Origin of the sequence: Oribacterium parvum ACB1 (genome assembly GCF_000238055.2) — a bacterium.
GTDB classification, from domain to species: domain Bacteria; phylum Bacillota; class Clostridia; order Lachnospirales; family Lachnospiraceae; genus Oribacterium; species Oribacterium parvum.
Genome location: NZ_KE148312.1, coordinates 810,488 through 823,684, shown reverse-complemented (window position 1 = coordinate 823,684; position 13,197 = coordinate 810,488). Strand labels below are relative to the sequence as shown.

Genomic DNA, 13,197 nt, shown 5'->3' with positions numbered 1-13,197 from the left:
CTATTGATTTTTGGGAGAAAACCCCCTTGACAAATCTTGTCTCAGAATACAATCCTTCAGAAGTACGCCATTAATAACGGTGCAGACAGCGATGATCAGGCAGAAAACGACATGACACCATTCATCAATATTTTCAATGAGTTTTACGCCAAGGACAAGAAAGATTAGAGCTATTTTCAAAGCAAAGGGACAGGCGTGGAAATCCCTTAGTAGCACCGGCTTTGGCTCTGCTTTTTTTGTTCGATTTTTTCTTGCGCCGATTCTTTCTTTGTTCACTTCTTTTTCATAAAATAGAGATAGTATGGCTTGACTATATTGTATGAAGGAAGAAGTATCATTAGAATGATAGGAACAGATAGAACCAAATGCATAAGAAGTTGTACAGCATACCCGTTGCTTACAGAGTATAGGTAGAATTATAAAGTAAATAGATTTATAAAAGTGTAAGTAAAATAGAAAAAAGTGTAAGTAAAATAGAAAAGAGGAAAAGATTGAGTAAACAGGTATATAGCGGAATAGGCGGTCAGGCTGTAATAGAAGGCATCATGATGAAAAACGGAGAGAAATACTCCGTTGCGGTTCGGAAGCCAAGCGGAGAAATCGACGTTATGGAAAGCGAGTACCTTTCCCTTACGGATAAATATCCTTTTTTGAAGCTCCCCTTTTTAAGAGGAATCATTTCTTTTTACGACTCCATGGCTTTGGGAATGAAATGCTTAAGTCACAGTGCAAGTTTTTATGAGGATGATGAAGGCTCGGAACCGGGAGCTATTGAAAAAGCAATGGGTAAAATCTTTGGCGATAAGCTTGAGCAGGTCTTATCGGCTCTTGTGATGGTCTTCTCCTTTGCTGCTGCAATTTTTATTTTTGTAGCACTCCCGACCATATTGCTGAATTTCTTAAAGACAGTCCTCCCGATTGCACCGATGCTCGCCTTTTTGGAGGGACTGCTTCGTATCCTCATATTTATTATTTATATCAAGTTGATTTCTCGGGCGAAGGACATCCGAAGAACCTTTGAGTATCACGGAGCGGAGCATAAATGTATCAATTGTGTGGAGCATGGTCTTGATTTAACCGTGGAAAATGTTCTTCTTTCCTCCAAAGAGCATAAACGCTGCGGAACGAGTTTCATCGTTTATGTGATGATGATTTCCATTTTTCTCTTTATGTTCTTGCAATTTGACGGTCTGTGGATGAAAGTTTTGGCGCGTCTTCTTCTTATTCCCGTGATTGCCGGCATCAGCTATGAAGTACTTCGCCTTGTGGGTATGGTGGACAATGCTTTAACGCGCATTCTCTTTATCCCCGGTATGTGGATGCAGGGCCTGACGACGAAAGAGCCTGATGCCGAAGAGGTGGAAGTAGCCATTGCTGCTGTGGAAAAGGTCTTTGACTGGAGAGCTTTTCAGAAGGAGCATTTTTCGGAAAAGCCATAAAGGAAGTGCAAGTTTTTGATGAAAAAGTGGATGAAACTTGATAAAAGTAGGTGAAAAATATCGGGCTTGGGCAATACTTGATACAGAAATTGCCGGAGAGAAGGACAGGGTTTGAGAGAAGACGGGAAAGAAAAAAAGATGGCAAATAGTCTGAAAGAAGAGTTTTTAAGGAGTCAAGATGAGAAAGGGCAAAGCACTGCCTTTTCTTTTCTTGATTTGGAAAAATATGCGCTTCCTCTCCTGAAAGAAGCCGGTGTAGAAGAGGCAGAGTTGGACTTAAGACTTCTTTTACAGGAAGCCTTTTCTTTGGATACAAAGGACTATCTTTTAGGAAAAAGAGAGGCGGTTTTTACCTTATATAGGAAAAGAGCAGAAGAGAAGCCGGCACTTTCGTCTTCGCGAGTTACCGGAGATTTAGCGCTTTCTTCTTCTGCTGATGAAGAGCCGGATTCTGCTCTTAACCGTTTTTTCTCTTTTCTCGAAAAGCGACTTCATCGTATTCCGCTCTCTCAAATTCTCGGTAGACAAGAGTTCTTCGGTCTGTCTTTCTTGGTCAACGAAAATGTGCTTAGCCCAAGGCAAGATACGGAGTGCATTGTGGAGCGCATTTTGGAGGAAGAAGAAAAATGGAAAAGTCTCGGAGAGCAAGATAAGAGAAGCGGTAAGAAAATAGAATTAACAGACGAAAGTGTAGGAGTTGCCGGATGCAAAGCACTTAGTATTCTGGACCTCTGTACCGGTTCCGGCTGTATCGGCCTCACTCTGGCAAAAAATCTGCACTGCAAAACTGTGCTGCTTCTCGATAAGTCGGATAAAGCGCTGGAAGTCGCAAAAGAGAACTACAGGAGGCTTTTTTTAGAACAGGAAAGTGCCAAAGAAGAATGGCAATGCTCCGTGCTTTCTAGCGGAAGAGAACCGGATCCTAATCGAATACGAGAGCAAGGGCTTAATCCTTCCGTGCATTTTCTGGAATCGGACCTTTTTGATGCGCTTCCATCTTTTATGGAAGAAAAGGACATTTCCGCTTTTGACATTTTGGTTTCCAATCCACCCTATATAAGGCGTGATGTAATAGAAACACTCGATGCGGAAGTTGCTCTTCATGAGCCCGCTTTAGCTCTGGACGGAGGGGAGGACGGCCTTGATTTTTATAGAAGAATTGCAAAGGAGGGGAAGCGTTTTCTTTTTCCGGGAGGAAGAGTCTATGTGGAAATCGGCTATGACCAAGGGACTAGCGTGAAAGACATTTTCCAAAAAGAAGGTTTTTTCGATGTGGAAGTTTTTCAAGATTATGAAGGGCGAGACCGAGGTGTTCGAGGAACTTTTCTGTAGGTAATCGGGGAAATTGCCTGCAGGGCTGAGGTGTTTTTTCTGTAGGTCCGAGGTGGTTTTTCCGCCTTGACACAAATTAGACAATCCATTACTATTAGGAAGGTTCTTTTATGATGTGGGAGAAGGATTTTCCCTACATGATAAGTCTACGGTTTTAAGGTGTATATCGCCTTGAAATAAAAGGTAAATGTGGTTTATGCAAAGGATTTGCATAAGAAAGAGAGGGCATAATGAGCTACTTAGAGATTGAGAAGGTCATTGGAAGAGAGATTATTGACTCCAGAGGAAATCCTACCGTTGAGGCGGAGGTTACCTTAACTGACGGAACTGTTGGAAGAGGTACTGCACCGTCAGGTGCCTCCACCGGTGAGTTCGAGGCACTGGAGCTTCGTGACGGCGATAAGTCCCGTTTCGGCGGAAAGGGTGTTTCCAAGGCTGTTGAAAATATTAATACTATTATTAATGATGTTTTACTTGGCATGGATCCGATGGATATCTATGCAGTAGATCGCGCTATGATTGAAGCTGACGGAACAAAGGATAAGTCCAAGCTCGGTGCTAATGCTATCCTTGCTGTTTCTATCGCAACCTGCAAGGCTGCAGCCAATGCTTTAGATATTCCCCTTTATCGTTTCTTAGGCGGTGCAAACGGAAACCGTCTTCCTGTTCCGATGATGAACATCTTAAACGGTGGAGCACACGCTACCAACTCCGTTGATACACAGGAATTCATGATTATGCCGGCAGGCGCTCCTTCCTTCCGTGAGGGTCTTCGTTGGTGTACCGAGGTATTCCACGCTCTTCAGAAGATCTTAAAGGATGAGGGAAATACCACTGCAGTAGGTGACGAGGGTGGTTTCGCACCGAACTTGGCTTCCGATGAAGATACGATTGAGCACATCTTAAAGGCAATCAGGGCAGCAGGGTACGAGCCGGGTAAGGACTTCGTTCTGGCTATGGATGCAGCCTCCTCCGAGTGGAAGAGCGAAAAGGGTAAGGGCTTCTATCATCAGCCGAAGTCCGGAAAGGATTTCACTTCTGATGAGCTCATTGCTCACTGGAAGTCCCTAGTAGAGAAGTACCCGATTTACTCTATCGAGGATGGACTCGATGAGGAAGACTGGGAAGGCTGGGAGAAGATGACGAAGGAGCTTGGAGATAAGGTTCAGCTCGTTGGGGATGACCTTTTCGTAACCAATACAGAGCGTCTTTCCAAAGGAATCAAGCTTGGATGCGGAAATTCTATTCTCATTAAGCTAAACCAGATCGGTTCCGTTTCCGAGACTTTAGAGGCTATCAAGATGGCTCACAAGGCAGGATACACCGCTATTTCTTCTCACCGTTCCGGAGAGACGGAGGATACCACTATTGCTGACCTTGCGGTAGCATTAAATACCTGCCAGATCAAGACCGGTGCTCCTTCTCGTTCCGAGAGAGTAGCAAAGTATAACCAGCTTCTTCGTATTGAAGAGGAGCTTGGCGAGGGTGCTTGCTATCCCGGTTTCGGTGCTTTCAACAGAAAGTAATAATTAGGAATATGCGATGCTCATTTTGCGAGTATGAATAGAAAGTAAATGCTGTTTCGGCTTTATCTGTGACAGCTCATAAGAATAAAGAACCTGAGAGGAATCGAAATGAATCCCTCTCGGGTTCTTTTATTATTTCTTTCCGGAAAACTATTTAAAGTGAAAATGTAAAGGGATAGCATACAAAGAGGCATATTACTAAAGAAGTATCTTGCAAAGACATAGCTTGCAAAGGATCAGGTATATAAAGACGTAAGCATGTATAGCGATAAGTGAGGAAAGTATCTAAATTTAATCGTTTTTTAAGGATAATAAAAAATGTCATATTAATTTGAATTTTAAGAAAATAAATGTTAGAATGAAGAAGTATTTGTAGAGGTTACGGTAGGAGGTGCCTATGGGATTTTTTGATGAACTTGGAAAGAAGATTTCCGGTGCAAGTCAGGAAGTAGTGCAAAAGGGAAAGGAAATGGCAGATACTGCTAAGTTCAACTCCATGATTCATGATGAAGAAAGGAAGATTTCTGCTGTTTACGGGAAGATCGGTAAGAAGTATTTTGAAGATTTTCAGAATGCGCCTGCAGAAGGGTTTAAAGACTTCGTAGACGAGATTCATGCTGCTCAGGCTAAGATTGCCGAAATCCAGGAAAAGCTGAAGGCTTTGAAGGCTGACGTGACAGAAAAGGTAGAGAATGTTGCTGAGAAGGCAAAGGATGCTGCTGAGAAGGCAAAGGATGTTGCAAGCAGTACTGTGGAGCAGGTGGCGGAAGACGCAAAATCCGTAGGGACAGAGACTGCAGCCAAGGTAGAAGAAGCAGCAGCCAAAGTAGAAGATGCTGCAAGTGATGCGGCAGACGCTCTTTCTAAGGAATAGTTTTTTAGAGAAATAAATTAAAAAGGAATAATGTATAGGGTGTTTATATATTGAGTGGTGCGGGGATTCCGCACCATTTTTGTATACCGAAGAGATGTTCATCTCTCAAAGGGAATGCTTCTTAAGCCTATATCTTTTCTCTTAAATCAAGAAAAGACAAAACAGAAAGACTTTTTATTAGGTAAGCCTTTCTTTGGCTATAAGATTGACTTTAGATAAATTGGGAAAGATTGACTAACGAAAAATCTATGCTAGACTAGAATCGTTATTTTTTCGCTTTCCATTAAAGAAGAAAAGAATGGGGCGGAGCAGTTGAAAAGGGAAGAAAAAAGGAGAGTCCATGGAAAGAAAACCATACTACATTACCACGGCGATTGCTTATGCATCCGGAAAACCGCATATCGGAAATACCTATGAAATTATCCTTGCGGATGCGATGGCACGTTTTAAGCGCTACGAGGGATATGATGTGTTTTTTATGACCGGAACCGATGAGCATGGACAGAAGATAGAGGGAAAGGCGAAGGACGCCGGAAAGACACCGAAAGAGTTTGTCGATGAAGTTGTAGGAGAGATTCAGAGTATTTTTGATTTGATGAATACTTCCTACGATAAATTCATGCGTACAACGGAGCCATATCACGAGAAGCAAGTTCAGAGGATGTTTCGGAAGATGTATGAAAAAGGGGATATTTACAAGGGTAAATATGAGGGCTGGTACTGCACTCCCTGTGAATCCTTCTGGACAGATTCCCAGCTTGTAGACGGAAAATGCCCTGACTGCGGCCGTCCTGTGGAAAAGGCGAGTGAGGATGCCTATTTCTTTAAGATGTCCAAGTATGCGGACCGCTTAATGGAGCATATCGAGTCTCATCCTGAGTTTATTCAGCCTGTTTCTCGTAAAAATGAGATGGTGAACAACTTCTTAAAGCCGGGATTACAGGACCTTTGTGTTTCCCGTTCTTCCTTTACCTGGGGCATCCCTGTAGATTTCGATGAGAAAAACGTAGTTTATGTGTGGCTTGACGCGCTTACAAACTATATTACCGGCATCGGCTATGACACGGAAGGTGCACACGGTGAGAACTACAAAAAATATTGGCCGGCAGACTTACATCTCATCGGAAAGGATATTGTTCGTTTCCATACGATTTACTGGCCTATTTTCCTGATGAGCTTGGACGTTCCTCTACCCAAACAGGTATTCGGACACCCATGGCTTCTTACTGCGGCAGGAAAGGCGGAAGAAGGCACAAAGATGTCCAAGTCCAGAGGCAATGTAATCTATGCGGACGACCTCGTTCGGCTCTTTGGTGTAGATGCGGTTCGTTTCTTTGTTCTGCATGAGATGCCTTTTGAGAATGATGGCGTAATCTCTTGGGAGCTCATGGTAGAGCGCTACAATTCTCAGCTTGCGAACATTTTAGGAAACCTTGTGAAGCGTACCATTGCGATGAGCAATAAGTATTTTGAGGGAGTTGTAGAAAAAACCTCTGCAGTAGATCCGGTGGATGAAGATTTAAAGAATACAGTGCTTTCCCAGGCGAGGGTGGCTACTGAAAAGATGGAAGAGCACAGGGTTGCCGACGCGCTTACTGCTATTTTCGAGATATTTAGACGTTCCAACAAATATATTGATGAGACAGAGCCATGGGTTTTGGCAAGAGAAGAGGAGCTTGCTCCACGCCTTAAGACTGTGCTTTACAATTTGACGGAGTCTATTGTAATCGGAGCATCTCTCTTGGAGAGCTTTATGCCGGGTACTGCAAAGACGATTTTAGAAGAACTCTCTACGGAAAAGAGAGCCTTTGAACAGCTTAGCGAGTTTGGTCTTTATCCGTCCGGAACAAAGGTTTCCGAGAATCCTTCTACCTTATTTGACAGAAAAGATTGGAAGGAAATCGAAAAGGAAGTAGAGAAGATTACCGAAGAGCAGATTCGTAAGGCTTCTTTGGAAGAGGAGAAGCAGGAAGGAAAGAGCGGCGCTAAAGAAAGAACGGAAGAACCTGTAGCGGAAGGCGACGCAGCTAAGGATGCAAATCCTGTAGTGCTTCCTTATAAAGACGAAGTAAGCTATGAGGACTTTGAAAAGCTGGATTTCCGTATCGGCAAGATTCTCCATGCGGAAGAGGTGAAGAAATCCAAGAAACTTCTACTCTTCAAGGTACAAATTGGAGAAGAAGTTCGGCAGATTCTTTCCGGAATCAAGTCGGCCTACCATCCGGAGGATTTGGTTGGAAAGAAGGTAATGGTTCTTGTGAACTTAAAACCCAGAATGATTGCCGGCTATGAGTCTCAGGGTATGCTTCTGTCTGCAGCGTTTGAGCAGGACGGAGAAGAGATTTTATCACTTATGACCTCTTTGCGGGATATGCCTGCAGGAGCGGATATCGCATAATATGACTGCATTGACTGCACTGGACACAAAGAAAAAAGGGGGAGGGGTTTCAGCGGATTTGCTGAAGCTTCTTGCCCTTGTTTCCATGACCATAGATCATTATGCTGCTATCGTGATTTACAATGGGAATCTCTATGGCTTTTCTACAGAGTATCATGAAATGGCAATTGCTACAGCGGAAGGAAAACGCTTGATGCAGCTGTATCATATTTTCCGGACCATCGGAAGGCTGGCTTTTCCGATTTTTGCCTTCCTCTTAACAGAGGGCTTTATTCATACAAAAGATAGGAAGAAATATTTCTTCCGTGTACTTCTTATGGCTATTTTCTCGGAAGTCCCCTTTGATCTTTGTCTTTATAATCAATGGTATAATTTTTCCGCACAAAATATCGGTTTTACCTTATCTTTGGGAATTGCTGCAATGTATTTTATGAAGAAATTTCGGAGAAAGTCTATTTTGAAATGGACTTCGGTACTCATCTGTGCCGCTTTGGCAGAGCTACTACGATGCGATTACGGAGCTTTAGGAATTTTTCTTATTGCTTCTTTATATAATTTTCGAAAGGAAAAGGCACTTCGCATTGCTTCGGGAATATTTTTCTCCATATCACTGTCCTTGGCTAATTTTGGAGCGGCAGCCCTCAGTTTTATTCCTATCTTTTTCTACAATGGAGAAAAAGGGCGTATTCCCTTGGGAAGACTCTTTTATTTTTACTATCCTTTGCATTTAACTTTGTTTTATCTTTTGATTTATTTCGGTGCCAAAATCACAGCGTAGAATTTCATGATAAATGCTATTTAAAAATTTTCTTTTAGTCGAAATATATTTTGCAATAGGAATCAGGCAGTGTAACTGCGATGGTAGAGAAAAAGTAGTAGGGAGAAGATGATGATATTTGACACGCACTGTCATTACAATGACGAATCTTTTGATTCGGATAGAGATGACTTAATAAAAGGGCTTCCGGGAGAAGGAGTGGACCGAATTTGTGAAATCGGTTACAATTTGGAAAGCTCGGAGAAAGCCGTACATTTAGCCGAAGAATATCGGGGAACAGGCCTTTCGGTCTATAGCGCTGTGGGCTTTCATCCGCAAAATGCCAATGAATTCAATCCTGATTCTTTCCAAAAGCTGGAAGAGCTGAGTTATTCCGAGAGTGTAGTTGCAATCGGAGAGATTGGTTTGGATTACTATAGATTGGATAAGCGAAGTCCTATCGAAAAAGAGCAGGATGAGGAGAAGAAAAAAAGAGGGGAAGAAGTTTTTGAGGACTTTGACCCGGAGCCCGCAATGCAGAAGGAATGCTTCATTTCCATGATTGAACTTGCGAAAAAGAGAAATCTTCCGATTGTGATTCATTCGCGAGATGCGGCCTTGGATAGTTTTCGCATTGTAAGGGATCATAAGGCCTATAAAAACGGAGGCATTGTGCATTGTTTCTCCTATCCTTTGGAAGTGGCTAAGGACTTTGTATCGCTTGGTATGATGATTGGGATTGGCGGTGTATTGACTTTTACCAATGCAAAAAAGCTGAAGCAGGTGGCGGAGGAGATTCCCTTGGAGCATATTGTGCTTGAAACGGACTGTCCTTATATGGCTCCTGTTCCGGTAAGAGGTACGAGAAATTATTCTGGAAATCTTCGTTATGTAGTGGATTTTCTTGCTGATTTAAAAGGAATTTCTGCTGAGGAAGTGATTCGTGTAACAGCAGAGAATGGGGAAAAAGTGTATAGGATACAATAGACGAGTTTTGAAAATAAAAAACTTCGGGAACTCCACCCAGGATGACCCACGGCACATGAAAGGTTTACCTTAGTGCTGCTATGTTCCCATCCTGACACGGTTCGGTATCTCCCATTGCGTGGGGCCCAAGCTTCATTGCCCCCGAAGTAGTAGAAGTATAACGGATTTTCCAAGGCTTTGCAAGTCTATGCAGTTTTGCCGCACTTTCTCAATTTAGGACATAAAAAAGCTTGAATAGGAAAGAGGTATTAGGATCATAGAAAATGGAAAGTCAAAGATGAATGAGACATCAAGTAGAGAAATGATTTAATCAAGAGTAAGAGGGGACTATGCAATTTTCGGAAATGATATTTGTAGGGGCATTTCTTCCCCTGTTTCTATTTTTTTCTTTTATAAGTAAGAGTAGTAGAGGGAAAAATTTAGTTTTTCTCTTCTTTTCGATTGTTTTTTTGCTTTTTCAGGGGTTGATTTCCCTTGGTGTTTTGCTGTTACTTAGTTTGTTCAGCTTTTATGCCGCAAAGCGCTTAAAGACGGAGAAAAAGTATTTCTTTCCCTTTAGCATTGTTCTCCTTTTACTACCACTTCTCTTTTTTAAGTACAGTGTATTTTTTCGTTTCCTTCCGCAATGGATAAGAGGGCTTATGCCCTTTGGAATTTCTTTTTACAGTTTTCGTCTGATTTCTTATCTTGCGGACTGTAAGGAAGGCATGGAGCCGGAGGAGAATTTCTTCCATTTTGCAATTTATGCTTTTGCTTTTCCTGTTATTTCCCAAGGACCGATTCTTCGTTATAAAGAGATGAGAGGGGAGATTGTATCGAGAGAGAGTAATTTCACCAACCTTTCTCAGGGATTGTTCCGCTTTTCGTTCGGATTGTGGAAAAAAATGATTTTGGCGGATGAGCTGGGAAAGCTTTCCACTTCATTTCTTCCTATGGAGAGACTGACAGGTCTGGCAGTGCAGGGAAGCAATGCGCCTTCTTTTTTGGCGGTCTTTTTTTCAAGTCTTGCTTTTATGCTACAGATTTATCTTGATTTTTCAGCCTATACGGATATGGCAATCGGTATTGGTGAAATGGTGGGATTTAGCATTCCCGAGAACTTCCATTATCCTTATGAAGCAAAGAGCATCCGGGATTTCTGGCGTCGCTGGCATATTTCCCTTTCTTGCTTTTTTAGGGATTATATCTATATCCCCTTAGGCGGGAATCGTCTCTCCTTTGGGAGAAGAGTAATCAATCTTCTTGTGATCTGGATTCTTACCGGAATGTGGCATGGAGCAACAGCAAACTTCATTCTTTGGGGCTTATATTATTTTATGATTATCGTTATGGAGTTGCTTATGAAGCATATAATCCATAGATTTCCGATTCATCTTCCTGCTCGGAAAAAGGATGAGGCAAATATAAATGAGCCGGCTTTACATGAAAAAGAAATAGAGAAAAAATGCAAATGGAACATTTTTAATCCGGCTTATGGTAAGACGGTAGTGCTGCATATCTACACTCTTGTTGTTGTTTTTATTTCTTGGATTTTTTTCCGCTATTCGAATTTTGCTGTTTTGAAAAATGTTTTAAAGAGCCTTTTTCTCTTGAGCGGAAATGCATTTTCGGATGGAAGAAGTCTGATTTTATTTCGAAATCATATTTTCCTTTTTCTTTTAGCTGTCCTTTTTTCAACGAGTCTTTTTCAAAAGCTGAATGCTTTTTGCGAGGATTTAATGCTTCGCGGACGTATCCGGAAAGAGAAGAAAGGAAAGAGAGAAGAGGAAGGCTTCTACGGTATGGAGGAGGAAGCCGATATGGAAGAGATAAAAGATAGAGGCGCAATAGATGTCGGTACAATAGATGAAGATACAATAGATGAAGATGCAAGACCTAAGTTTGGTGTGGAAACTGAAGAAGATATCAAAGAAGATATCAAAGAAGATATCAAAGAAGATATCAAAGAAGATATCAAAGAAGATATTAAAGAAGATATTAAAGAAGATATTAAAGAAGATATCAAAGAAGATATTAAAGAGGCAATGCAGGAAGAATCCGGTCTTTCGGAGGAAGAGCTGAAACGACATAGCATAGCTTTAAAGAAGATTCAAAGAAAGACGAAGTGGACTATTTTCTTCTTGGATCATGGAGAGAAGATGTATTACTTTGTGAAAATACTGCTAGCTTTACTGGCTTTATGCATTTCTTTTGCAGCAATGGCTGGACAAAGTTATACCCCGTTTTTATATAATCAATTTTAATTAAGATTGTAGTTTGAAATAAAAAAGATTTAGTGACTATAAGAGTCATTTCAGGAAAAAGACCTTCTTAATAGGAGTGACAGAAATAGCAGAAAAGATAGAAATAGCAGAAAAAATGGCTGTGGAAGAAAAGATGGCTGTGGAAGAAAAGAGAGCTGTGGCGGAGTAAAAGAAGTAGCGGGAGGTAGGGGATGAATTGGAATAAAGAGAAGGGAACAATATATGAAGCGCTTGCAGTTTCTGTTATATTGCTCTTTTTCCTGTGCGTTTTTGTTCTCGGAATAGCTCTTCCTTTACGAAAAAGCTATTCCGATGAGGAAAAAAGGGAGCTGAAACATTTCCCTGCGTTTTCCGTTTATGCAGTATTAAACGGGCAATATTTTAAAGACATTTCCAGCTGGTACCAGGACAGCTATCCGGGCAAAGAGGAGTGGCTTTCTCTGTCCGGAAAGGTACAAAATCTTTATGGTTTTCAGGGAGATGTTTTGTATGGCGAAGGGAAAAATGTAGCGGAGAGCATTCCGGAAACAGGAGAGATGGCAGAAACCTTTGCTATAGAAAACATAGAAGAGACCAGTCCTGTTTCAAACGAGGGAAAGAATACGGAAAGGGAAGTAGAGACTGCTTCCGATTCGGCATCGTCGGATAATGGTTCTTCCTCGGAGAACAAGAAAGAACAAAATTTTGAAACGGATGCGGAAGGAAATCTTGAAATTCAAAAGGCGGATGCGGATGTTGCCTTACAGGGTGAAACGGTGGGGAGCCTGTATTTGAGTGGAAAGGAAGCCTTTGAGCTTTATTATTTCAGTGAAAAAGGAGTCAGAAGCTATGCTTCCCTTTTAAATACAGTAGAAAGCTTATACCCGAATCTCGAAATCAGCACCCTGATTGCACCGAATTCTTTCGGCATCCTCCTGGACCCGCAAATACAAGAAAAGTTGGCATCTTCCGGCATGGATCAGGCGATTTCCTATACCTACAGTTTGATGAATCCGAAAATCCATAGTATTGATGTGTTCAGTTCTCTTATGCGGCATAAAACGGAGTATATTTATTTTCGGACAGACCATCACTGGACACAGCTCGGGGCTTACTATGCCTACGCGGAGTTTTGTAAGGAGAGGGGACTTGCTGCAAAATCGCTGGAGAGCTTTACAAAGGCGGAGTATAAGGATTTTTACGGTACATTTTATTTTTATATGAACCGTCCTGAGGCTATGAAAGGAAATCCGGATACGGTCATTGCATATACCGGAGAAGTAAATGATATGCGATTTTTGGATGCCTCCGGGAAGGAGTATTCCGGCAATCTTATCAATGATGCGGAAAAGATGCTTCCGGGAAATAAATATAATTGCTTTATGTTGGGGGATCATCCTTATGCGGAAATCCACAATGAAAACGGAGAGAAGAATCTTATTGTCATTAAGGACTCCTATGGAAATGCAATCATCCCCTTTTTGGCCCAAAACTATAAAAATATTTATGTCATAGATTATAGGTATTATGATAAGAAATTACCGGAGCTTATAGAAGAGAAGGAAATTAATGAGATTTTATTCGTGAACAATGTGATGGGAGTGGGAGAAAGTCTGTCTGCGAAAATGATGAGCTTGTTCCGCTAATGTCGTTGACACATGT

The 13,197-nt window shown here is 41.7% G+C and carries 10 protein-coding genes and 1 other RNA gene; 9 read left to right on the top strand and 2 right to left on the bottom strand.

Features of this window, described 5'->3' with window-relative positions; genetic code table 11:
• Nucleotides 1-276: a hypothetical protein gene (locus tag HMPREF9625_RS11315; RefSeq protein ID WP_009538073.1), complete on the bottom strand. Its 276-nt coding sequence runs from the start codon at nt 274-276 to the stop codon at nt 1-3.
• A 215-nt stretch (nt 277-491) separates the two neighbouring features.
• On the opposite strand from HMPREF9625_RS11315, the gene HMPREF9625_RS03745 reads away from it, so the two are divergent.
• The 7 genes from HMPREF9625_RS03745 to HMPREF9625_RS03715 all read left to right on the top strand — a co-directional run bounded on the left by HMPREF9625_RS03745 (nt 492) and on the right by HMPREF9625_RS03715 (nt 9,313).
• Nucleotides 492-1,439, top strand: a complete 948-nt coding sequence (locus tag HMPREF9625_RS03745; protein WP_009535675.1) for a DUF1385 domain-containing protein — start codon at nt 492-494, stop codon at nt 1,437-1,439.
• A 138-nt stretch (nt 1,440-1,577) separates the two neighbouring features.
• Nucleotides 1,578-2,771, top strand: a complete 1,194-nt coding sequence (locus HMPREF9625_RS03740) for a N5-glutamine methyltransferase family protein (protein ID WP_242822682.1) — start codon at nt 1,578-1,580, stop codon at nt 2,769-2,771.
• 230 nt (nt 2,772-3,001) lie between these two features.
• Nucleotides 3,002-4,297 (top strand): phosphopyruvate hydratase, encoded by a 1,296-nt coding sequence (gene eno, locus HMPREF9625_RS03735; protein ID WP_009535673.1) that lies wholly within the window; start codon nt 3,002-3,004, stop codon nt 4,295-4,297.
• 397 nt (nt 4,298-4,694) lie between these two features.
• Nucleotides 4,695-5,171, top strand: a complete 477-nt coding sequence (locus HMPREF9625_RS03730) for a hypothetical protein (RefSeq protein WP_009535672.1) — start codon at nt 4,695-4,697, stop codon at nt 5,169-5,171.
• A gap of 340 nt (nt 5,172-5,511) precedes the next feature.
• Nucleotides 5,512-7,569, top strand: a complete 2,058-nt coding sequence (gene metG, locus HMPREF9625_RS03725; protein ID WP_009535671.1) for a methionine--tRNA ligase — start codon at nt 5,512-5,514, stop codon at nt 7,567-7,569.
• A gap of 1 nt (nt 7,570) precedes the next feature.
• Nucleotides 7,571-8,347: a TraX family protein gene (locus tag HMPREF9625_RS03720; RefSeq protein ID WP_009535670.1), complete on the top strand. Its 777-nt coding sequence runs from the start codon at nt 7,571-7,573 to the stop codon at nt 8,345-8,347.
• Nucleotides 8,348-8,458: 111 nt separating this feature from the next.
• On the top strand, nt 8,459-9,313 hold the full coding sequence (locus HMPREF9625_RS03715) for a TatD family hydrolase (RefSeq protein WP_009535669.1): 855 nt from the start codon (nt 8,459-8,461) through the stop codon (nt 9,311-9,313).
• A 31-nt stretch (nt 9,314-9,344) separates the two neighbouring features.
• Here the strand turns inward: HMPREF9625_RS03715 and ffs are convergent.
• Nucleotides 9,345-9,444, bottom strand: an RNA gene (ffs, locus tag HMPREF9625_RS11150) — signal recognition particle sRNA small type.
• A 510-nt stretch (nt 9,445-9,954) separates the two neighbouring features.
• Here ffs and HMPREF9625_RS03710 point away from each other — a divergent pair.
• Both HMPREF9625_RS03710 and HMPREF9625_RS03705 read left to right on the top strand, forming a co-directional pair.
• Entirely contained in the window at nt 9,955-11,556 is a 1,602-nt protein-coding gene (locus HMPREF9625_RS03710) for an MBOAT family O-acyltransferase (protein ID WP_242826660.1), read from the top strand.
• A gap of 191 nt (nt 11,557-11,747) precedes the next feature.
• Nucleotides 11,748-13,181 carry a DHHW family protein gene (locus HMPREF9625_RS03705; RefSeq protein ID WP_009535667.1) on the top strand — a complete coding sequence of 478 codons (1,434 nt, stop codon included), beginning with the start codon at nt 11,748-11,750 and terminating at the stop codon, nt 13,179-13,181.
• The last annotated feature ends 16 nt before the right edge of the window (nt 13,182-13,197 follow it).